Source organism: Pseudomonas sp. R4-34-07, assembly GCF_003852375.1.
In the GTDB taxonomy this organism is placed as follows: Bacteria; Pseudomonadota; Gammaproteobacteria; order Pseudomonadales; family Pseudomonadaceae; genus Aquipseudomonas.
This window is the reverse complement of the sequence record NZ_CP027760.1, coordinates 2,000,263-2,021,726: the sequence shown is the minus strand read 5'-3', so window position 1 is coordinate 2,021,726 and position 21,464 is coordinate 2,000,263. Positions and strand designations below refer to the sequence as shown.

Annotated in this window: 20 protein-coding genes; 11 read left to right on the top strand and 9 right to left on the bottom strand. The window is 58.8% G+C overall.

Annotated elements, in window-relative coordinates; all coding sequences use genetic code 11:
• Positions 1-9: 9 nt before the first annotated feature.
• Positions 10-1,191 carry an acetyl-CoA C-acetyltransferase gene (locus C4J85_RS09315; RefSeq protein WP_124409500.1) on the top strand — a complete coding sequence of 394 codons (1,182 nt, stop codon included), beginning with the start codon at positions 10-12 and terminating at the stop codon, positions 1,189-1,191.
• A gap of 139 nt (positions 1,192-1,330) precedes the next feature.
• On the opposite strand, the gene C4J85_RS09310 is transcribed toward C4J85_RS09315, so the two are convergent.
• Positions 1,331-2,416, bottom strand: coding sequence for a DUF1615 domain-containing protein (locus C4J85_RS09310; protein ID WP_124409499.1), 1,086 nt, complete (start codon positions 2,414-2,416; stop codon positions 1,331-1,333).
• Between the two features lie 235 nt (positions 2,417-2,651).
• On the opposite strand from C4J85_RS09310, the gene C4J85_RS09305 reads away from it, so the two are divergent.
• The 5 genes from C4J85_RS09305 (at position 2,652) to C4J85_RS09285 (ending at position 9,382) form a co-directional block, all read left to right on the top strand.
• A complete protein-coding gene (locus tag C4J85_RS09305; RefSeq protein ID WP_124409498.1) occupies positions 2,652-7,382 on the top strand; it encodes an RHS repeat-associated core domain-containing protein in 4,731 nt (1,576 codons plus the stop codon).
• Positions 7,379-7,687: a contact-dependent growth inhibition system immunity protein gene (locus C4J85_RS09300; protein WP_124409497.1), complete on the top strand. Its 309-nt coding sequence runs from the start codon at positions 7,379-7,381 to the stop codon at positions 7,685-7,687. Before C4J85_RS09305 ends, C4J85_RS09300 begins: the two co-directional genes overlap by 4 nt.
• A 307-nt stretch (positions 7,688-7,994) precedes the next feature.
• Positions 7,995-8,405, top strand: a complete 411-nt coding sequence (locus C4J85_RS09295) for a hypothetical protein (protein WP_124409496.1) — start codon at positions 7,995-7,997, stop codon at positions 8,403-8,405.
• 231 nt (positions 8,406-8,636) lie between these two features.
• Positions 8,637-9,017 carry a hypothetical protein gene (locus tag C4J85_RS09290; protein WP_124409495.1) on the top strand — a complete coding sequence of 127 codons (381 nt, stop codon included), beginning with the start codon at positions 8,637-8,639 and terminating at the stop codon, positions 9,015-9,017.
• A 50-nt stretch (positions 9,018-9,067) separates the two neighbouring features.
• Positions 9,068-9,382 (top strand): contact-dependent growth inhibition system immunity protein, encoded by a 315-nt coding sequence (locus tag C4J85_RS09285; protein WP_124406816.1) that lies wholly within the window; start codon positions 9,068-9,070, stop codon positions 9,380-9,382.
• A 128-nt stretch (positions 9,383-9,510) separates the two neighbouring features.
• Here the strand turns inward: C4J85_RS09285 and hemB are convergent, their stop codons facing one another.
• From hemB to C4J85_RS09270, 3 genes are all read right to left on the bottom strand, one after another.
• Positions 9,511-10,485 (bottom strand): porphobilinogen synthase, encoded by a 975-nt coding sequence (gene hemB / locus C4J85_RS09280; protein ID WP_124366545.1) that lies wholly within the window; start codon positions 10,483-10,485, stop codon positions 9,511-9,513.
• Between the two features lie 117 nt (positions 10,486-10,602).
• Positions 10,603-11,433: a PhzF family phenazine biosynthesis protein gene (locus tag C4J85_RS09275; RefSeq protein ID WP_124409494.1), complete on the bottom strand. Its 831-nt coding sequence runs from the start codon at positions 11,431-11,433 to the stop codon at positions 10,603-10,605.
• A gap of 3 nt (positions 11,434-11,436) precedes the next feature.
• Entirely contained in the window at positions 11,437-12,135 is a 699-nt protein-coding gene (locus C4J85_RS09270) for a glutathione S-transferase N-terminal domain-containing protein (RefSeq protein WP_124409493.1), read from the bottom strand.
• Between the two features lie 252 nt (positions 12,136-12,387).
• Here C4J85_RS09270 and C4J85_RS09265 point away from each other — a divergent pair, with 252 nt between their 5' ends.
• Complete coding sequence (locus C4J85_RS09265) at positions 12,388-13,089, top strand: histidine phosphatase family protein (protein ID WP_124362121.1); 702 nt, start codon at positions 12,388-12,390, stop codon at positions 13,087-13,089.
• A 57-nt stretch (positions 13,090-13,146) separates the two neighbouring features.
• A complete protein-coding gene (locus tag C4J85_RS09260) occupies positions 13,147-14,202 on the top strand; it encodes a permease (protein ID WP_124409492.1) in 1,056 nt (351 codons plus the stop codon).
• Positions 14,203-14,445: 243 nt separating this feature from the next.
• Here the strand turns inward: C4J85_RS09260 and mnmH are convergent, their stop codons facing one another.
• The 4 genes from mnmH to C4J85_RS09240 all read right to left on the bottom strand — a co-directional run bounded on the left by mnmH (position 14,446) and on the right by C4J85_RS09240 (position 17,703).
• Entirely contained in the window at positions 14,446-15,546 is a 1,101-nt protein-coding gene (gene mnmH / locus C4J85_RS09255; RefSeq protein WP_124409491.1) for a tRNA 2-selenouridine(34) synthase MnmH, read from the bottom strand.
• Positions 15,546-16,580, bottom strand: coding sequence for a selenide, water dikinase SelD (gene selD / locus C4J85_RS09250; protein WP_124362118.1), 1,035 nt, complete (start codon positions 16,578-16,580; stop codon positions 15,546-15,548). Before selD ends, mnmH begins: the two co-directional genes overlap by 1 nt.
• A 93-nt stretch (positions 16,581-16,673) precedes the next feature.
• On the bottom strand, positions 16,674-17,423 hold the full coding sequence (locus C4J85_RS09245) for a TerC family protein (protein WP_124366540.1): 750 nt from the start codon (positions 17,421-17,423) through the stop codon (positions 16,674-16,676).
• Between the two features lie 28 nt (positions 17,424-17,451).
• On the bottom strand, positions 17,452-17,703 hold the full coding sequence (locus tag C4J85_RS09240; protein ID WP_124362116.1) for a hypothetical protein: 252 nt from the start codon (positions 17,701-17,703) through the stop codon (positions 17,452-17,454).
• A gap of 134 nt (positions 17,704-17,837) precedes the next feature.
• Here C4J85_RS09240 and nhaR point away from each other — a divergent pair, with 134 nt between their 5' ends.
• Positions 17,838-18,740 carry a transcriptional activator NhaR gene (gene nhaR, locus C4J85_RS09235; protein ID WP_124362115.1) on the top strand — a complete coding sequence of 301 codons (903 nt, stop codon included), beginning with the start codon at positions 17,838-17,840 and terminating at the stop codon, positions 18,738-18,740.
• Between the two features lie 161 nt (positions 18,741-18,901).
• Positions 18,902-20,122 carry a serine/threonine transporter SstT gene (sstT, locus tag C4J85_RS09230; protein ID WP_124366537.1) on the top strand — a complete coding sequence of 407 codons (1,221 nt, stop codon included), beginning with the start codon at positions 18,902-18,904 and terminating at the stop codon, positions 20,120-20,122.
• A gap of 64 nt (positions 20,123-20,186) precedes the next feature.
• On the opposite strand, the gene C4J85_RS09225 is transcribed toward sstT, so the two are convergent.
• Positions 20,187-20,696: a DUF1993 family protein gene (locus tag C4J85_RS09225; RefSeq protein WP_124362113.1), complete on the bottom strand. Its 510-nt coding sequence runs from the start codon at positions 20,694-20,696 to the stop codon at positions 20,187-20,189.
• Between the two features lie 115 nt (positions 20,697-20,811).
• Between C4J85_RS09225 and C4J85_RS09220 the strand changes: the two genes are divergently transcribed.
• Complete coding sequence (locus tag C4J85_RS09220) at positions 20,812-21,462, top strand: YceH family protein (RefSeq protein ID WP_124366536.1); 651 nt, start codon at positions 20,812-20,814, stop codon at positions 21,460-21,462.
• Positions 21,463-21,464: the final 2 nt, after the last annotated feature.

Here is a 21,464-nt window from a genome sequence, read left to right as displayed (position 1 = left end):
ACAGATTCCATGCAAGACGTCGTGATTGTTGCTGCCACCCGCACCGCCGTGGGCAGCTTTCAAGGTTCGCTGGCCAGTATCCCGGCCCCTGAACTGGGCGCTGCGGTGATTCGTCGCCTGCTGGAGCAGACCGGCCTCGACCCGGCGCAAGTGGATGAAGTGATCCTCGGCCAGGTGCTCACCGCCGGCAGCGGCCAGAACCCGGCGCGCCAGGCCTCGATTCTCGCCGGCCTGCCCCACGCCGTGCCGAGCCTGACCCTGAACAAGGTCTGCGGCTCGGGCCTCAAGGCCCTGCACCTGGGCGCACAGGCGATCCGTTGCGGCGACGCCGACGTCATCATCGCCGGCGGCATGGAAAACATGAGCCTCGCGCCGTACGTACTGCCCGCCGCGCGCACCGGTTTGCGCATGGGCCACGCCAAGATGATCGACAGCATGATCACCGACGGCCTGTGGGATGCGTTCAACGACTACCACATGGGCATCACCGCCGAAAACCTGGTGGACAAGTACGGCATCAGCCGCGAGGCGCAGGACGCCTTTGCCGCCGCCTCCCAGCAAAAAGCTATCGCCGCTATCGAAGCCGGCCGCTTTGCCGATGAAATCACGCCGATCCTGATTCCCCAGCGCAAAGGCGACCCGCTGGCCTTTACGGTGGACGAACAACCGCGTGCCGGTACCACTGCCGAGTCCCTGGCCAAGCTCAAGCCCGCCTTCAAAAAAGACGGCAGCGTCACCGCCGGCAACGCCTCCAGCCTCAACGACGGTGCTGCTGCCGTACTGCTGATGAGCGCCGACAAAGCCAAGGCCCTTGGCCTGCCGGTGCTGGCACGTATCGCCAGCTATGCCAACGCCGGGGTCGACCCGGCAATCATGGGCATCGGCCCGGTTTCGGCCACCCGCCGCTGCCTGGACAAGGCCGGCTGGCAATTGAGCGATCTGGATCTGATCGAAGCCAACGAAGCCTTCGCCGCGCAATCCCTGGCGGTGGGCAAAGAGCTGGAATGGGACGCTGACAAGGTCAATGTCAATGGCGGCGCTATCGCCATCGGCCACCCTATTGGAGCTTCAGGCTGCCGCGTTCTGGTGACCCTGCTGCATGAAATGATCAAGCGCGACGCCAAGAAAGGCTTGGCGACACTGTGCATCGGCGGCGGCCAGGGCGTGGCGCTGGCCCTCGAACGCAACTGATTCAACGAGCAACATGGAAAGGGCCCGGCTCCACGAAAAGCCGGGCCTTTTCTTTTTTCGATCCGCCTGAAAGAACCCGGTCAAATCTGGGCCGGCCTGCCTGCGATGGCAACGCTTCAGCCCGACGCGCCGCACCTAATCAACGTTTCATACAGCGCTGATACCGCTCATCCACGCGCTTGGCGAACCAAGCCGTGGTCAAGTTGCGGGTGATCTTCGGGCTTTTGAGCACGATGCCCGGCAGGATCGCTCGCGGCAGCGGCTTGCCGGCGGCTTTGTCGCCCAAGGCGAATACCCGCTTGTAGAGCGTGGTGTCTTCAAAATCCAACTGATCACCCTGCTCCAGCTGGCTACGGATACTGGGATTGCGCATATCCAGTTTCGCTCCCAGTGAACGCACCGCCAGTTCGGTGGTACCGGGCAGCAGCGAACCATAGCGAATCAAATCCCCATCCAGCGTCAATTCGGTGCCTGAGACACGGCTGACCGCAGCCTGGAACGCGGCATTGCGGCTGGCGTACCAACCCGCGTTGAAATCGGCGAAGCGGTACAGCGGCTGGTCATAGCTCACCGGGTAGCCGAGTAAATGAGCGATGCCGAAGTACATACCGCCACGACGAGTGAATACTTCGCGGCGAATCGTGCCGTCCACCGTGTAGGGATAACCCCGTGCCTGTTTTTGCGCGAAGTCGATGCTGACCTGCATCGGGCCGGCGGTGTGCACCGGGTTGAAGCCGCCAAACAGCGTGTTGCCCAAGGGCACCACGCTGATGAAGTCGTCGAAGATCGCGCTCAGGTCCTTCTCCGTGCGTGCGGCATTCAAACGCTCGGCGTAGGTTTTGCCGGTGGGCGAGCGCACTTGCAAGGCGCTGCGTACGACAAACGCCGGTACATGAACTTTCCCGGCACGCCGCAGGATTTCATCCTGGGCGATCTTGCCCATGCCTGGCACCGGTGGGTCGACCTGAAAGGTGGACTCCTGCTCGGTCACCGCCAGCACGGCGCAGATATTTTCGGTGCTGGGGTAGATCTTCTGGGTGTCGAACGCGGTGTAGATGTCCTGGGCCCAACCGTCGCGGTCCGCAACCTTGGCGGGGAGCAGGCGCACGATCTGCGCCTTCACCTCGGCCTCGCTGCGCTCGGGTTGTTGCGGCCCTCGCGAGGTGGCGCAACCGGCCAGCAGCAGCAAGGTGGCGAGGCAGAGGATCAGGCGGCTTGAATACATGAGGCTTCCTTGGTGGACGGCGGGCCGGGCAATGGGGATATCGACAGGCAAGTCTAACCGGGGTTCGTTGCTCTGCCGAACCTGGTGCGGCACTGGCTGAAACTTCCCACGTAACCGCCGGATAAGCTCTACTCCCCTGCCCTGAAAACCTCTGCAAAGTCCTTCGCCTGATCAAACAGTGCGAGGGAGTGCAGATGGTTTTTCCAGTGAGAGCCCTGATCGATGGGGCTCATTCATGATCGAAGCAACCGGCCGAGCCATAGGCTTTCTGGTGCTGGCCGCAATGGATTCAAAGACGCGAGACGTCGAGTCCGTGCTCAGCGATTTTCGCGGCTGCCTCAACCACTACGATACCTGGGCACAGGGCTTTTTCAGCGCGTCGGCACTGGATGTGGAGCAGGTGTTCAAGGTTGGGAATGAGGTGGCTCTGGTCGCCCCGATCAACCGTTCGATTTTTCCCAGCAGCACCGTCGCTACATGCCAGGCCAACGGCACGTTGACGCTGGTGCATATGTTCCAGAGCTCGCGGTTCGTGCCGATCGGCAATACGCCGGTGATGTTGCAGCGCATCGATCCAGACGGTGGCGCGCTGGGCGAGCCGATCCATAAAACCATCGGCCCGAGCGGCATCCTCGAAGTCAACGAATGTGACCGCAACCAGCGGTACCGGGTCAGTTTCTACCCCGACGTTTCCTCGGCGCATTTCAAGGCGCTGTACGCCTCTTATCAGTCGGTCATCACGCCACTGGAAGGCTGGCTGCGCAGTAAATGGGACACCACCTTCGAACCGCTGTGGAAGAACTATTCCGAAGCGAATTTTCTCCAGCGCTACCTCTCGCTGCACCGCGCTTATGCCCAAGGCTTTGGCGAAGTTCTTTACTCGGTTTGGGACAACATCACGCAGTTACTCCAGTGGTTGTCCGACCCGCTGGCCAACGCTGAAAAGCTGCTGCATTACCTTTCCCAGGACGAGCTTGAAAAGTTACTCGCGTTAAGTGCCGAGACCCTCGCGAAGGGTTTGCTGGTGCTCAGCGATGAGCCTTTGCTGTTCGTTCACCTGGCGGCCCTGGTCAGCTGGATGCGCATGCTGCCACCGCCGTATATGAACGAAATGCTCGGGTCGATTGGCGCCGAGGTCGTCATCACCCTGTTATTGGGACTGGCGACGGCCGGCATGGGTTTTGTAGTGCGCATCAGCACCAAAGTGCTGGCCGGCATCAAGTCACGTCGGGTGCGCACGTGGCTGGAGCAGATAGCCACGCAGTTCGGCACAGCTCGCTTGGAGGGGCACACCGAAGCGCTTAAGCCGGTGTTGCTGGGCAGCGCCCCAATTCCGATCAAGGCGGTGCCGGTGGCGCCGTTGAAGGCGGGTGACACGCTGGTTTCGAACGCGGTGCCAGCGGTGCGTAGCAAGACCCAGCGTACGGCGTTGGTGCGGCAGGAGGCGGTGGATGATGTGCCTGCTGTTGCGTCGAATCCGAAGGGCGATGCGGCGGCTCCGGCGGATAAAACCGTTACGAACGGTTGCCCGGTGTCGATGGTCACCGGCGAAGAACTGCTGACCCTTACCGATGGCGCGCTGGATGGGGTCTTGCCGTTCGAGTGGACGCGCTTGTATCGCAGCAGTGCGGTGGAAGTGGACTGTGGACTGGGGTTTGGTTGGAGTCATGCGCTGGCGCAGCGGCTTGTGGTTGTGGGCGATTCGGTGGTGTGGACGGATCATGAGAATCGCTCGACCACCCTGCCCTTGCCGACGGTGGCTCGGCCAGCGATTACCAACAGCTTGGCTGAAGCGGCGATTTATTTGGGCTCGGTTCCTGACGAGTTGGTGCTGGCCCAGTCCTCTCGGTTTTATCACTTTTGCGACGGTGTGCTGACGGCGATCAGCGATGCGTATGACAACCGGTTGTTGGTTGTTCGGGATCGGTTGGGACGGATCGAGCGGTTGGATAACGGCGTGGGCCGCTCTTTGCTCTTGCGCTATGAGCTGGATCGCATCGTGGCGGTGGACTACCAGGTTCATCGCGCCACAGGGCATGAACCCTTCGTCTGGGTGACCGAGCAGAACGTCGTTTCCTACGCCTATGACGGCGCCGGACGACTGGTTTCAGCGACCAACGCTGTCGGTGAGTGTGAGCGTTATCGGTACGACGAACAGCACGTCATTCTTGAACGGCAACTGGCCGGTGGGGCGAGTTTCTTCTGGGAATGGGAACGCGCTGGCAAGGCAGCGCGCTGTATTCGGCACTGGGCCAGTTTTTCGCAGATGGACACGCGGTATGCCTGGGGCGATGACGGTCGCGTCACCGTGCACAACGCCGACGGCAGCCAGGAAGTTTACGTACATGACCAGCGGGCGCGGCTGGTACAGCGCATCGATCCCGACGGCGCCCAGCATTTCAAATCCTACGACGATAAAGGCCGCCTGACGGTCGAGCAGGATCCGCTGGGTGCGGTGACGGCGTATCAATACGACGACGCCGGACGCTTGATCGCGCTGTTTCCGGGGGATGACGAACCAACGTCCTACGAGCATGACAACGGTTTCGTACGGGTTATGCGCCGCGGTGAGGCGGTCTGGAAATACGAGCGTAATGACCAGGGCGATGTCATTCGCCAGATTGACCCGGATGGTAACGCCACCGACTACAGCTACGACCAGCAGGGGCAACTGACCGGGGTTTGGTATCCCGACAACAGCTGCCATCGCTTGGTGTGGAATGAACGCGGGCAGCTCGTTGAAGAGCAGTTGCCCAATGGCGGGATCAAGCGCTACCGCTATAACGACCTGGGCCGGCAGGTTGCGCGTGAGGATGAACAGGGCGCGCTGACTCAGTATCAGTGGGACGCTGTAGGACGCCTGCTGAAACTGACCCAACCCGACGGTACCTACCGAGAATTCAGCTACAACCCCTACGGAAAAATCACCGCCGAACGCGACGAACTCGGCCACGTCACCCGCTACGAATACGCCGACGGCCTGCACCTGATCAGCCGCCGCATCAATGCCGACGGTACCCAGGTCAAGTACCGCTACGACAACGCCCGCTTACTGCTGACCGCCATCGAAAACGAAGTCGGCGAAACCTACCAGCTCCACTACCACCCCAACGGCCTGATCCAACAGGAAACCGGCTTCGACGGCCAACGCACCGCGTACACCTACGACCTCAACGGCAACCTGCTGGAAAAAACCGAATACGGCGACGACGGTAGTCAGCTAGTCACTCAATACCAGCGCGACTATGCCGGTCGCCTCGTAAGAAAAACCCTGCCCGACGGCAGCGTTGTCGACTATGCCTACGACCGCCAAGGCAACCTCCTCAGCGTCGACGACGGCCACTGGTTCCTGGCCTACGAATACGACCGCCAAAACCGCCTCACCGCCGAACACCAGGGCTGGGGCACGCTGCGCTACGGCTATGACGCCTGCGGCCAACTTCAGCACTTACGCCTACCGGACAACAACCGCCTCACCTTCAACCACGACAAAGGCGGCCACCTTGCCACCGTCGAACTGAACGGTGCGCTGCTGACCTCACACCTGTTCAAAAGCGGCCGTGAACACCAACGCCAACAAGGCCAACTCCTCAGCCACTACCACTACGACGAGCAAAACCGGCTACATACCCACGCCGTCACCCAACAGCAAAACCACCTCTACCAACGCCACTACGACTACGACAAAACCGGCAACCTCACCCGCCTGCACGACACCCGCAAAGGCGAACACCTTTACCGCTACGACCCACTCCACCGCCTGACCCGCGCCGACCATACGCAAGACGTACGAGAACGCTTCGGTCACAACCCGGCCGGCAACTTGCTCATGCAAGACAGGCCAGGACCGGACATCGTTGCGGGCAATCGGTTGATGATCCAAGGCGATCACCACTACGACTATGACGCCTTCGGCAACCTGATACGCGAGCGACGTGGTAAGGGTCATTCACTCGTTACCGAGTACCGCTACGACTGTCAGCACCGGCTGATCGGCATCACAAAGCCCAATGGCCAAACCGCCAGTTATCGCTACGATCCGTTTGGGCGGCGCATCAGCAAAACCGTGGATGGAATCACCACAGAGTTCTTCTGGCAAGGCGACAAGCTGATCGCCGAACACCATGCAGATCGTCATCGCAGCTACCTCTACGAACCCGATAGCTTCCGGCCACTGGTACTGCTGGAAGGCTTCGGCCCAGCAGAGACCAAGCCCTACTACTACCAACTCGACCACCTCGGCACACCGCAAGAACTCACCACGCCTGAAGGCGAAATCGTCTGGTCCGCCCACTACCGCGCCTACGGCGAAATCAGCCGCCTCGACGTAGGTAAAGTCGACAATCCGCTACGTTTCCAAGGCCAATACTGCGACCACGAAAGCGGCCTCCACTACAACCGCCATCGCTACTACAATCCAAATATTGGTCGTTACCTGACGCCTGATCCGGTGAGGCTGGCGGGTGGGATCAACGCGTACCGGTACGCGCCCAATCCTACTGGATGGGTGGACCCGTTAGGACTAAGCTGCAAAGTTGGAGCTTGTCCGGGCTCACAAGTCGATTCCGCTCAAACAAACAAACTATCCGACAGCCTATTAGCTGAGCATGAAAAATCCGGCGGACATTTAATCAGAAAGCATATCGGGCAGACCGATGCTCAATTAGTTGAAAGGCTTGAACGGGAACCTAATATACCAGCAGCATCTACGTTCAAAACCTTTGCAGAAGCAGAAGCTCTTGTATCTAAAAGCTTAACCACACGCCATCAAGAAATTTTAAAATTCCTAAAAGGAAAAAAAGATAAACATATAATTAGAGAACAATCGAATGACCCCGTAGGCTTGAGCGTTATAAGAGGCGCCACAGAGTCCATACCCGTACATAAATTTATTCTGGTCCTAATAAGAAAGCCCAAAACACCGAATGACTACCTATTACTTACAGGATATCCAATAGAAAAATGAACACTACACTAACTGAACTACAGCAATTTTTTGGTGCCTACTTCAATCAAGACTGGGTAGACGATCACGCCTGCGCCGACGATGTCATAGACACTTTCCTAATGGACTCGTCCACAGACATAATTTGCACTGTAAGAAATGAAATTCTAGAACTAATTGACGCTTACACAAACGAATCAGAACTCCTAGAAAACTTACTACACGAACAATACTGCTACTATTACTATCCCAATGAATGGGCATCAGGGCCGTTATGGCTTCACCACATAATAGAAAAATTCGACCGTTACTTACTTAAGGAATAAAAATGATCAGTACGGCGCGCTCAGTCAATTATATCCGTGTAGCCAGTTATGTGGCGCAGCCCCCCCCCCGCTCGCTATAGAGCTAACCAACGCCCTTAAGTTCCTACCAACACCTAATCTAGTTCCGAGGGAGCTTTAGCCGTACACGAGTCGGCAGGAGGCATCTAACAACCAGATAGCCATCACTCAAAAAATTCGAAGCCGCGATAGACACTAGATTTAAAAAGAACATTACAACATCTGCTCCCAAAGATATGATAAACGCTTCAAATACAGTAGAACTCGATAGACTAGGAAAGCCAAGACGATGAGCGCTCAAACTATAGAAAATTTGATCACCGAATATTTGGCGCAAGTAAAAAAGGCCACCGATTTATTTGAGCACGTATTTGGAACCAAAAATCCCCACAGACTATGGCGATCCAAAAAAATCCCACGACGCGGAACTGTTGGTGAAGGAGTCACCTACGAACTGCACGGAATTGGTTGTAGCGTTTATCTATCTGAAATATGTGTCGACTTTAATTATGGTCCGGACGAAAGGGTCGACGGCTTCGACTCTTGGAGGCTGTATATGTACGCATGCGAGACACCGCACAAGTACAAAAAATATACAGATAGAGAAACCGTGGAGCGTGAGCTCAACGCTTACCTAAAAAAGGGAAAAGCCAGAAAAATTGACAGCTCCACATCTAATCTATATTTCATACAGCCTTGAAAAAACAAGCCATTCAACGCGGCAGTGCGCAAGCCTCCTATCAAAGTCTAATCCGCTTAAAAGACTTTAGTTCTACAATCTGCTTTTCCGACACCTACATAATATCGAAAAAGAAAATTCAACACAAATTCAAGCATCATCACCATGAGGAAATACGGATACCTGAATTAAAGACCAACATGATGAATGTCGACAATACTGTCGTACGAGTCCCATTAACGGAGAAGTGAAATGAAAATACGAACTATCGATGTTTTTTCCGAGCAAGACACTTTATATGTGGAATTCAGCTCACCTTTTGGAAATGGCACGGCTTTCTGGCATGGCGCCAAACCAAGCATCGGTGAAGATTTGGATGTGGAATTCGAGTTAGACGAAGTATTTTTCTGGAAGAAAAATATTGATCTTTCCTCTGACATGACCCCAAAAATCACCGCAAACGATGGTACACACACCATAACTGGCGAGCTTATTAACGACACAGATAACTATGCAATACTAAAGTTAGGGAATTCAGTAATCCTTGTAGAACTGAATCAATCAATCTCGCACAATGTCGGTTTCGTCGACGTAAGGACTACTGCCATTCACTTTTACCCGACTAACATTTAGATCAACAAACAAACCCGTTCCTTTTTCCCGCACACAGCGTTTCCAAACCCATGAACCAAGACTATCCTGAATTACAACAATTCCTTGCTGGATATTTCAATCAAGACTGGGTTGATGATCACAACAGCGCAAACGAAGTAATTAATTTCTTTATATCCGAATCTTCCGATGAAACATTGACCACAGTACAACTTGAACTGGATAAATTAATCTCCACCCCAAAAACCGAGCAAGAGCTTCAAGATTTTCTGCTTTCCGATATCGGATGCTACTACTATTATCCTAACGAGTGGAACGATGGCAAAACTTGGTTAAGACATGTTGCTTCCGAATTAAAAAACGGCCAAACCTCAAATAACAGATAAAAACAGAATCCCAGTCGACACTCTCGACCTTTCAAAATAAATCAACCTCTATTACTGAGTTATGGGGCTGCTACGCAGCCCCACGCGAGCAAGCTCGCTCGCCACAGGTAGGTTGAGAAGCAGCGCCTTTAAACCCCCGCCAACGCCAAATCCATCGCAAAGTACGTAAAAATCAAATCCGCCCCCGCCCGCTTGATCGAGCCCAAGGTCTCGCGTACCACGCGTGCCTCATCGATCGCCCCCGCCTGGGCGCCGAATTTGATCATGGCGTACTCACCACTCACCTGATACGCCGCCACTGGCAGGCGTGAGGCTTCGCGGATGTCGCGGATGATGTCGAGGTAGGCGCCGGCCGGTTTGACCATCAGCGCGTCGGCGCCTTCCTGCTCGTCGAGCAGCGATTCGCGGACGGCTTCGCGGCGGTTCATCGGGTTCATCTGGTAGCTTTTGCGGTCGCCCTTGAGGGCGCTGCCGCCGGCTTCGCGGAACGGGCCGTAGAGGGCCGAGGCGAATTTGGTGGAGTAGGCCATGATAGGGATGTGGGTGAAACCGGCGTCGTCCAGGGCGCGGCGGATGGCCTGGACCTGGCCGTCCATAGCCGCCGAGGGCGCGATCACGTCGGCGCCGGCGCGGGCGGCGGCCACGGCTTGTTTGCCCAGGTTGACCAGGGTCGCGTCATTGTCGACGTGGGCGCCATGCATCACGCCACAGTGGCCGTGGTCGGTATATTCGCAGAAGCAGGTGTCGGACATCACGATCATTTCCGGCACGGCGTCCTTGATGATCGACGACATGCGCGAGACCAGGCCGCGTTCTTTCCACGTGTCGCTGCCGCTGGCGTCCAGATGGTGGGACACGCCAAAGGTCATCACCGACTTGATGCCGGCACGGGCATAACGCTCGATCTCGCCGGCCAGTTTTTTCTCAGGAATACGCAATACGCCCGGCATGCTGGTGATCGGCACGAAGTCGTCGATTTCTTCTTCGACGAAAATCGGCAGCACCAGGTCGTTGAGGGTGAATTCGCTTTCCTGGAACAAGCCACGCAGCTCCGGGGAGCGGCGCAGGCGACGGGGGCGGGCTTGGGGGAACTGGCTGGTCATGGCTTTCCTGAAAAAATGGCTGAAATCTTTGGGACCAAAGCTTATGCCCCAAGCACCCGCAGCACAAATGCCGAGGGCCCAACAGTGTATTGCGCGGCACGTAACAATTGCATTGATCTAGAGCTGTAGACGGCCTTCGATGCATACCGCAACGGCGCCGCCGACCCAAACTTCATCACCCTGGCGCTCGATACGAATACGCCCGACGCGGCCCATGACCGTGCCCTGGCTGACCACATAGCGCTCCGGCGCCAGGCCCTCGCTGAGCAACCATTGGGCCAGGCCGGCGTTCAAGCTGCCGGTGGCCGGGTCTTCCTGGGCACCGTCGCCGGCGATAAAGGCGCGCACCTCAAACTGTGCGTCCTCCCCATCGCAAGGAGCAATGATACCAACGGCCAACCCGAGCAGTTGCGCGTAGTCAGGCCTCACCTCCAGCACGGCCCGGCGATCAGCCAGCATCACCGCCAGCCAACCGGCGCCGTTATCCACCCATTGGCTGCGCACAATAGCGCCGGGCGCCAGGCCCAACCCCAGGCGCACACGCTCCAGCAGCGGCGCCTCGACAACGCCCGAACGCAACAGCGGTGGCGCGATAAACGCCAGTTCGTCGCCTTCACGTCGGATGCGGACCAAACCGATTTCGCACTCCTGAATGACCTCTTGCCCACGCGGAACACCGCCTGCGTGCAACCATGCCTGGCAACTGCCCAACGTCGGATGCCCGGCAAACGGCAGTTCGTGCAAGGTGGTGAAAATTCTCACCCGGTAATCGGCGCGTGGGTCACGGGGCTTCAGCAAGAACGTGGTTTCGCTGAGGTTGGTCCACTTGGCGAAGTCGGCCATCTGCTGGTCCGTCAGGCTGTCGGCCCCGAGCACCACGGCCAGCGGGTTGCCTTTGAAGGGCACGCTGCTGAATACATCCAGTTGCTTGAAATCGAAAGTCGGCATGCTTCAGCTCGGAATGTTCAGGCCACGGATCACCGCAGGGCGTGAGATAAAGCCATCCAAGGCGCGCAGTACATTGGGGAAATCGGCGATACCCACTAGGTCGCCCGATTCATAGAAGCCGATCAGGTTGCGAATCCAGGGGAAGGTGGCGATGTCAGCGATGCTGTAGTCATCGCCCATGATCCAGGTGCGGCCCAGCAGGCGTTTCTCGAGCACCTGGAGCAAGCGGCGGGACTCGGCGACGTAGCGGTCACGCGGGCGCTTGTCTTCGTAAGCCTTGCCGGCGAATTTGTTGAAGAACCCCACCTGGCCGAACATCGGACCGATCCCTGCCATCTGGAACATCAGCCACTGGAGGGTTTCATAGCGGGTGGCCGGGTCTTCGGAAAGCAACCGGCTGGTTTTTTCCGCCAGGTAAATCAGGATCGCGCCGGACTCGAACAACGCCAGCGGCTGCCCGCTTGGGCCATTGGGGTCGATGATCGCGGGGATCTTGTTGTTGGGGTTCAGGGACATGAACTCGGGAGACAACTGGTCCTGGGTGTCGAAACTGACCTTGTGTGCCTCGTAGGGCAGGCCCAGCTCTTCGAGCATGATCGATACTTTTACACCGTTGGGCGTAGGCAGCGAGTACAGTTGCAGGCGTTCCGGGTGCTGGGCGGGCCATTTGCTGTTGATCGGGAAAGCGGCAAGTGCGTTCATCGGAAGAGGTCCCTGGGCGGAAAGTCCCCATGATAGTCATCTGTTCGCCACCCTGCATGGGTCATCAATAAGCAACATTGCCTGGCTAGAATCCCATGGGCGAACCAAAACGCCCAAGCGCACTCTTAAATGCGCTCGCAGGGTGAATGGAGGCACCTGGCTATACCGACAAGGAACACCCCCAGGACGCACACTGCGTCATTGGGCCGGGCCTGTCCGCCTTAACCCGACGCATGAAGACTCGAACCCATAATGAAGATCAAGCCTCTGCGCCTTGTGCAACAATTCAAACGCCATTCATACATGATGTTACCGCTGCTGCTGGTCACCGCCGGCATTGTCACGGCATTGGATGCCCGCGAAAGCCGCGCACAACCGGTGGACGGCGTGCAAACCCTGGTCTTCCTGCGCCACGGCGAAAAACCTGCCGGCGGCCTGGGCCAACTCAATTGCCAGGGCCTGAACCGCGCCATGAACCTGGCCAGTGTATTACCGGAAAAATTCGGCAAGGCCGATTTCGTATTCGCCGCCAACCCCACGCGCAATGTCGAGGAAGGTGAGCTGGATAACTCCTACAGCTATATCCGCCCACTGATGACCATCAGTCCCAGCGCAATCAAGCTGGGTTTGCCGGTCAACATCAAGTTCTCCGCGAACGACACCAGTGCCCTGGCCGATGAGCTGGTCGAAGACAAGTACCACAACGCAACGATCTACACCGCCTGGTCCCACGGTTACCTGCCGGAGTTGATCAACAAAGTCGCCAGTGAAGCGGCCGGCGAGAAGCACACCATCACCGAAGACTGGTCCGGTAACGACTATGACTCGCTGTACGTGCTGACACTGACCTGGCACAACGGCAAGGCCTCGCTGCTCAGTCGCAACTACAAGCAGGGGCTCAATAATGGTGAGGAAACCTGCCCGGATCCGACCCAGGTCAGCGCCGATACCTGAAGGTTGGGCGTCAGGCGCGTATGATGGCCGCTATTGACTCATCTGCGGATCATCTCCATGCCCAACCTCGCTTCTGCCCAGCCCAACCGGGGCTGGTCGTTCTGGTGCAAACCTGCGCTGTTTCTGTTGGTGGCCTGCATCGGCCTCTACTATGTGAAATGGTCGCCCTACTACCTCAAGGCTTTTGTAGCGGCCGATAACCACAGCATCGGCGCGTCGATTCTCAATGACCAGCAAAGCTCGCCCCTCGCAGCGGCGCTGGCCTATGCCCAGGTGTATTTCCTGGCGATCTGGAAGGCCGCCGTACTGGCGGTAATCCTCGGTTCGCTGTTACAGGTGTTGATCCCTCGCGACTGGCTGTTGCGCCTGTTTGGCCGCGCCGGCCTGGGCTCGACCCTGCGTGGCGGGCTGTTCGCCTTGCCGGGCATGATGTGCAGCTGCTGCGCGGCGCCTGTCGCGGCGGGTATGCGGCGCCAAAAGGTATCGGTCGGCGCGGCGCTGGCGTTCTGGATCGCCAACCCGGTCTTGAACCCCGCCACGTTGGTGTTCATGGGGTTTGTGCTGGGCTGGGGCTTTACCGCGCTGCGGCTGGTGGCGGGGATTGTGCTGGTGGTGGGTGTGTCGTGGGTGGCGCAGCGCATTGCACGTCCGGAGCAAGTGCCGGAAGCGGCGCTGCAGGCTGTGGCCGAAGTCAGCACGGTTGAGTCCGAATCGTTCCTGGTGCGCTGGTTACGGACCTTGTGGCAGCTGTTCTGGAGCACCATCCCGGTGTATATCCTCGCGGTGCTGATCCTTGGCGCGGCGCGGGTCTGGCTGTTCCCCCATGTGGATGGGGCGATGGCCGACAGCCTGGTGTGGCTGGTACCGCTGGCGATTGTCGGCACGTTGTTCGTGATTCCTACGGCGGCGGAGATTCCCATCGTACAAACCATGATGACCCTCGGCATGGGCACCGGCCCGGCCGTCGCCTTGCTGATGACCCTGCCGAGCGTGAGCCTGCCGTCGCTGCTGATGCTGCGTAAGGATTTCGATGCGCGGGTGCTGGTAACGGTGGCCGGGCTGACCATGCTGATGGGGGTGGTGTGCGGGTTGATCGGGGCGGTGATTCTTTAGGTTTTGCGTGAAGGCTTCATTGCACTCCGCGACCCAAGTGTGGGAGGGGGCTTGCTCCCGATGGCGGTCTGTCAGTTAAAAAAAGGGTGACTGCTACACCGCAATCGGGGGCATGCCCCCTCCCACATTGGGCCTGCGGCGTTTGGACTGGAACATCCGGCGCTCGAGAGCCAAAACTCCTGTTTCCCGGCATTAACTGAAGAAACCGGCTCAACCTGTTGTGAGCTCAATGGCATCCGAAACTCACCCCACCCGAGCAGCCCGCTCGCGCAAATACTCCACCACCGCGCCCTGCTCGCCGGCAAACTCGATCCGCGCGCCTTTCTTTTCACGCTGAAACGCGTACATCGGGTCGTAGTACTCGCGCAGCCCGACGATCCAACCCCGATGCAAATCCACGCTTGCACTGCGGGCCTGCTCGGCCAGGGCCTCTTGCATCAGCGCATGCAAACGCTGAAAGCGCTCCCCACCCAAGCGTTTCTGGATGTTGGCCAAACTCTGGGTCAGACGCTCGGCAAAGCGCGCAAAGCCCGACTCGCCAAACGCTGCATTGAACTCTGCGCACAGCTCAATGACATATTCGCGCAACACCCGCTCCACGCGGTTTTCCAGACTTTCTTCCAGCCACACCATCGGATACGTCTGCATACCCCGGTGCAAATTCAGCGGCAAGGCGCAGCTACCGATCATGCGGCTTTCATCTTCGAGCAAAAACTGCTCGATGCCTTGTGCACGCTTTTTTAGAACGTCCACCGCCAGGCGGTTCTCAAAGTCGATGGTGGACGGCTGGCCCGTCGCGCGTTTGCCAAAGCTTGAGCCGCGGTGATTGGCGTAGCCTTCCAGGTCCAGACCATTGTTCAACTGGTTGATGACCTCGGTTTTGCCGCTGCCGGTCAGCCCCCCCAACAAGACGAAGTCGCACTGCTCAACAGCCTGATCCACCGTCTCCAGCAGAAACGTGCGCATGGCCTTATACCCACCACTCACTCGGGGGTAATCGACACCTGACTCGTCCTTCAGCACCCGCTGCACCAATTGCGAGCGCAAGCCGCCGCGGAAGCAATACAGGTAACCGTGAGGGTTGGCCTTGGCAAATGCGGTCCAGCGCGCCAGCCGTTCCTCAAGTACTGCGCCACTGACCAACTCATGGCCCAGCACGATTGCAGCTTGCTGGCCTTGCTGCTTGTAGCAGGTGCCTACACGTTGGCGCTCCTGGTCGGTCATCAACGGCAGGTTGACCACCCCGGGAAACGCGCCTTTGGTGAATTCGACCGGCGCGCGGGTATCCATCATCGGCCGGTCGTTGAGGAAGATGTCGCGGTAATCGGTGATGTCAGTCGCCATCAAACCACCTCTACCGCGTTGCTCTGTCGCTCAAGCAGTTCGCCGATCGGCTCGAGGGTAAGGCCCAGTTCAGCGGCCACCGCGTGGAACTCGGCGTCGCCTTCGGGCGTGACGGCGATCAGCAGGCCGCCGCTGGTTTGCGGATCGCACAGCACGCGCTTGTGCAGCTCCTGCACACGCCCCAGTTTGCTGGCGTAGCTGTCGAAGTTGCGCAAGGTGCCCCCCGGTACGCAACCCTGCTCCAAGTAATACTCGACGCCCGGCAGACGGGGCACTTTTGCATACTCGATGCGGGCCGTGAGGCCGCTGCCGTCGGCCATCTCTACCAGATGACCAAGCAGGCCGAAACCGGTGACATCGGTCATCGCCGTCACCCCGGCCAATTTGCCGAAACGGCTACCGGGTTTGTTGAGGGTGCACATCCAGTCGCGGGCCAGGCCGATATCCGCTTCGCGCAACTTGCCTTTCTTTTCGGCGGTCGTGAGGATGCCGATGCCCAAGGGTTTGGTCAGGTACAGCTTGCACCCGGCGGTGGCGGTGTCGTTGCGCTTCATATGGCGCTTGTGCACGATGCCGGTCACGGCCAGGCCGAAGATCGGCTCCGGGGCGTCGATGGAGTGCCCACCGGCCAGCGGGATGCCGGCGGCGTCGCAGACCGCGCGGCCGCCACGAATGACTTCGCGGGCAATCTCCGGTGCCAGCACATTCACCGGCCAACCGAGAATGGCGATGGCCATCAACGGGTCGCCGCCCATGGCGTAGATGTCGCTGATGGCATTGGTGGCGGCGATGCGGCCGAAGTCAAAGGGGTCGTCGACGATCGGCATGAAAAAATCGGTGGTGGAGACCACGCCGCGCTCGTCGTCGATGGCGTACACCGCCGCATCGTCACGGGAGGCGTTGCCTACCCACAGGTTGGGGTCGAGGTTCTGCGCGCCGCTGCCGGCAAGGATCACTTCCAGCACCTGGGGCGAGATCTTGCAGCCGCAACCCGCACCGTGGCTGTACTGGGTAAGGCGAATCGGCTCGTTCATGGTGGACCTCAAGCTATCAAGTGCGCCGATTCTAGCAGACAGCAAAAGGCCGGCTGGGCTCATATGAGCGCAGCCGGCCTTTTGGTTCAGCGCTTACTGGCGGGCAGCGAGCAAACGCTTGTGGCGGTTACGCCGTGCGATATTCAGGCACTCGATAGCCGCCGAGAACGCCATGGCCGCATACACGTAGCCTTTGGGCACATGGGCGCCGAAGCCTTCGGCGATCAGCGTCATGCCGATCATGATCAAAAAGCCCAGGGCCAGCATCACCACGGTCGGGTTGTCGTTGATGAACTTGGCCAAGGGTTCGGCCGCCACCAGCATCACGATCACCGAGGTCACCACGGCAATGATCATGATCGGCAAGTGTTCGGTCATGCCCACTGCCGTGATGATGCTGTCGATGGAAAACACCAGGTCGAGCAGCAGGATCTGTCCGATCGCCGCGGCAAAACCGATGGCGACTGTATTGCCGAGCGTGGTCGTTTCCTCAGGCTCCGGGTCCATGCTGTGATGGATCTCGGTGGTGGCCTTCCACACCAGGAACAAGCCACCGGCAATCAGGATCATGTCTTTCCACGAGAACGCCTGGCCGAACACTTCGAAGACCGGCGCCGTCAGTTGCACGATAAACGCGATGGTGCTCAACAGGCCCAGGCGCAATACCAACGCCATGCTGATGCCAATGCGCCGCGCCTTGGCCCGGTGCTGCTCGGGTAATTTGTTGGTGAGGATCGAGATGAAGATCAGGTTATCGATGCCCAGCACGATTTCCATGACGATCAAGGTCGCCAGTGCGATCCAGGCGGTGGGGCTGGCGGCCAGTTGTAAAAGATAATCCATAGGTCAGTCCTGACGTTGTGCTGGGGAATTAGGTTTCTTGGGTATCGGATTCTGCATCTTTTTCTGGCTGATCATCCTTCTTCTGCGGATTGATCAGGCCCTGGGTCGCTTCACTCAATGCCTGTTCAGCGGCTTTCTGGGTGTCATCGATTGCTTGCTTGGCCGTTTCGGTGGCTTTGCCCAGCACCTGCTGCGCGCTTTTCTCGACTTGATCACACCCGCCGATCATCACCAATGAAAGCGCAAGCAGTGCAGCCGCGCCCAGGGAATTGAGTTTCATGATGTATTCCTCGTTAGAACGCTTGGGTCCAAATAGTAGCCCCGCGATAGCGACGCATTCTATGCAGGCGAACAGTTCAGTAAAATTCGTATTTTTCTCGCGTATACTTCGGTTTTTACGAAGTGTAGAAGGCCATGCTCAATTATCGTCAATTGCATTACTTCTGGGTGGTGGCAAAGACCGGCAGCATCGTGCGCGCCTGCGAGCAACTGAACCTCACGCCCCAGACCATCAGCGGGCAGATCAGCCTGTTGGAACATACCTTTGGCATCGCACTGTTTCAGCGCGTCGGCCGTCAGCTGGAGCTGACCGAAGCCGGACGCCAGGCGCTGCCCTATGCCGAGCAGATGTTCCAGACCGGCAATGAATTGGAAGCGATGCTGCGCGCACAACCCAACGAGCAGCAGATTGTATTTCGCGTCGGCGTGGCGGATGTGGTGCCCAAGTCCATCGTGTACCGGCTGATTGCCCCCACCATGGAGCTGAGCGAACCGATCCGCATCACCTGCCGTGAAGACAAACTCGAACGGTTATTGGCCGACCTGGCCATCCAGCGCCTGGACCTGGTGATCTCCGACAGCCCGATGCCCACGCACCTGGACATCAAGGGCTACAGCCAGAAGCTGGGGGAATGTGGCATCAGTTTTTTCGCCACCCAGGCATTGGCTGACCAACATAGCGGCGATTTCCCAGGGTGTTTGCACGGCGCACCGTTGCTGATCCCCGGCGCAGAGACCGTGGTGCGCAGCCGTCTGCAACGCTGGTTTGCCGATCAGCAGATTCAACCCAGGATCATCGGCGAGTTCGACGACAGCGCGCTGATGCAGGCCTTCGGGCAATCGGGCAGCGGCATCTTTATCGCCCCCAGCGTGATCGCCGATGAAGTGGTGCGCCAATACGGCGTGGCGCTGATCGGCCAGACCGACGCGGTGACCGAGTCGTTTTATGCCATCTCGGTGGAGCGCAAGGTCAAGCACCCTGGCATCGTGGCGATTACCGAGGGCGCCCGACGCGAACTGTTTACCACCCTGCCCTGATGACACGCCCGCGCCGATGAATCCAAATCCGACAGTGCGGGTGACGGAATGACGCAGCGAACGGGACTCGTCCTACAGCATGTTAGACTTCGCGCCTGCTGCCTACAGTACTTTCTCATTGCAATGCTGTGCCCTACTAAAAAAATCAGAGACAACTGTTTATGACTGCTGCCCCTTCCCTGCTGCAACGTTTAATGCGCGTCAGCCTGGTCACCCAAATTATCATCGGCCTGATCGCCGGGATTCTGCTGGCCCTGTTGCTGCCTGAGGCCGCCAAGGCCACCGGGTTTATCGGCAAAGTGTTCGTCACGGCGCTGAAGGCCGTCGCGCCGATCCTGGTGTTCGTGCTGGTGATGGCGTCTATCGCCAATCATAAACACGGCCAGGAAACCCATATCCGGCCGATCCTGTTCCTGTATCTGCTGGGTACCTTTGCCGCTGCCGTGGTTGCGGTGGTTGCCAGCATGCTGTTCCCGTCGTCCCTGGTACTGGCCACCCATGACGCCACCGTGAGCGCCCCCGGCGGTATCGGCGAGGTGCTGCAAAGCCTGCTGCTGAGCGTGGTCGATAACCCGGTCAGCGCACTGATGAATGCCAACTTCATCGGCATCCTGGCCTGGGCCATCGGCATGGGCATTGCCATTCGCCATGCCGGCGAAACGACCCGCACGGTGCTCGATGATCTGTCCAACGGTGTGACGCTGATCGTGCGCGTGGTGATCCGCTTTGCCCCGCTGGGGATCTTCGGCCTGGTCGCCTCGACCCTGGCCACCTCCGGCTTCGGCGCCCTGCTCGGCTATGCCCACCTGCTGGTGGTGCTGATCGGCTGCATGCTGTTCGTAGCGCTGGTGGTCAACCCGGCCATCGTGTTCTGGAAACTGCGCCGTAACCCGTATCCGCTGGTGCTGCTGTGCCTGCGCGAAAGCGGTATTACCGCGTTCTTCACCCGCAGCTCGGCGGCGAATATTCCGGTGAACCTGGCGTTGAGCAAACGCCTGGGCCTGCATGAAGACACCTATTCGGTGTCGATCCCGCTTGGCGCTACGATCAATATGGCCGGCGCCGCGATCACTATTACGGTGCTGACCCTGGCGGCCGTGCACACGCTGGGCATTGCCGTAGACCTGCCCACCGCCGTGCTGCTCAGTGTGGTCGCGGCCATTTGCGCCTGCGGGGCTTCGGGCGTGGCCGGTGGTTCGCTGCTGTTGATTCCGCTGGCGTGCAGCCTGTTCGGCATTCCGAGCGAGATCGCCATGCAGGTGGTGGCTGTAGGCTTCATCATCGGCGTGCTGCAGGATTCGGCGGAAACCGCGCTCAACTCGTCCACCGATGTGCTGTTCACTGCGGCGGCGTGCCTGGACAAGGATGAACGGTTGGCTTGAACGCCAGCTGTAAAAAAGCCCGGGCCGTTCGTTGAAGAACGCACCCGGGCTTTTTAGTGGGTGCTTAGAAAGCGCCCATGTAATCACGCTTGCCCACTTCAACGCCGTTATGGCGCAGCAAGGCGTAAGCGGTAGTGACGTGGAAGAAGAACTGCGGCAGGCCGTAGGTCAGCAGGTAGGACTGGCCGCTGAAGCGCTTCTCTTTCGGGGTGCCTGGGCGGGTGACGATTTCGATGCCTTCCTTGCCGTCGATCTGCTCGGGCTTGATGGTATCGACGAAGGCCAGCACCTTGGCGATCAGCGCTTGCAGGTCGGCGAAGGTGACTTCGCTGTCTTCGTACTTCGGCACTTCGATCTCGGCCAGGCGCGCGGAAACGCCCTTGGCGAAGTCGACGGCGATCTGCACCTGGCGCACCAGCGCGAACATATCCGGGAACAGGCGCGCTTGCAGCAGAGCGTTCGGCTCGATGTTCTTGGCGGTGGCGTGGGCTTCGGCCTTGTTCAGCACATCGCTGAGGGCGTTGAGCATTTGCTTGAAGACTGGGATAGAAGCGGCATACAGGGAAATGGTCATGTCAGTCTCGTGGTAATGGCAGGGTTGGAACCAGCGACGATTATAGCCATGCCTGCCGCTTGTCTTTTATTTTTTCCGGCTTAGGCTAGTGGATTCACTGCATAGGGAAAGCGCGATGACCGCCGAGCACGACACCGACACGCCTGAGCCGCGCCTGAACAGCACGGAAATCCGCATCCTGGGCTGCCTGATCGAAAAACAGGCGACCAACCCGGAAACCTACCCCCTGACCCTCAACGCCCTGGTGCTGGCGTGCAACCAGAAGACCAGCCGGGAACCGGTGACCAATCTCAGCCAGGGCCAGGTCGGCCAGAGCTTGCGCGTGCTGGAAGGCCAGGGTTATACCCGGCTGGTCATGGGCAGCCGCGCCGACCGCTGGGAACACCGCGTGGACAAGGCGCTGGAACTGGTGCCCGCGCAAATGATCCTGATCGGGCTGCTGTTCCTGCGCGGCCCGCAGACGGTCAATGAGTTGCTGACGCGCAGCGGGCGCATGCATGACTTTGAGGACGCCGAGCAGGTAGTGCATCAGCTCGAACGCCTGATTGCACGGGGCCTGGCGCTATTGGTGCCGCGCCAGGCGGGGCAGCGCGAGGACCGGTATACCCATGCGCTGGGGGACCCGGCGGATATCGAAACGATTATTGCCGCCCGCGGCAACCCGGTGGAGCGCGGCGGCGGGGGCGTCTGCGTCGAGCGTATCGAAGAGCTGGAAGCGCGAATTGCGGCGCTGGAAGAACGCCTGGCGCAGTTGGAACAGGCCTGACG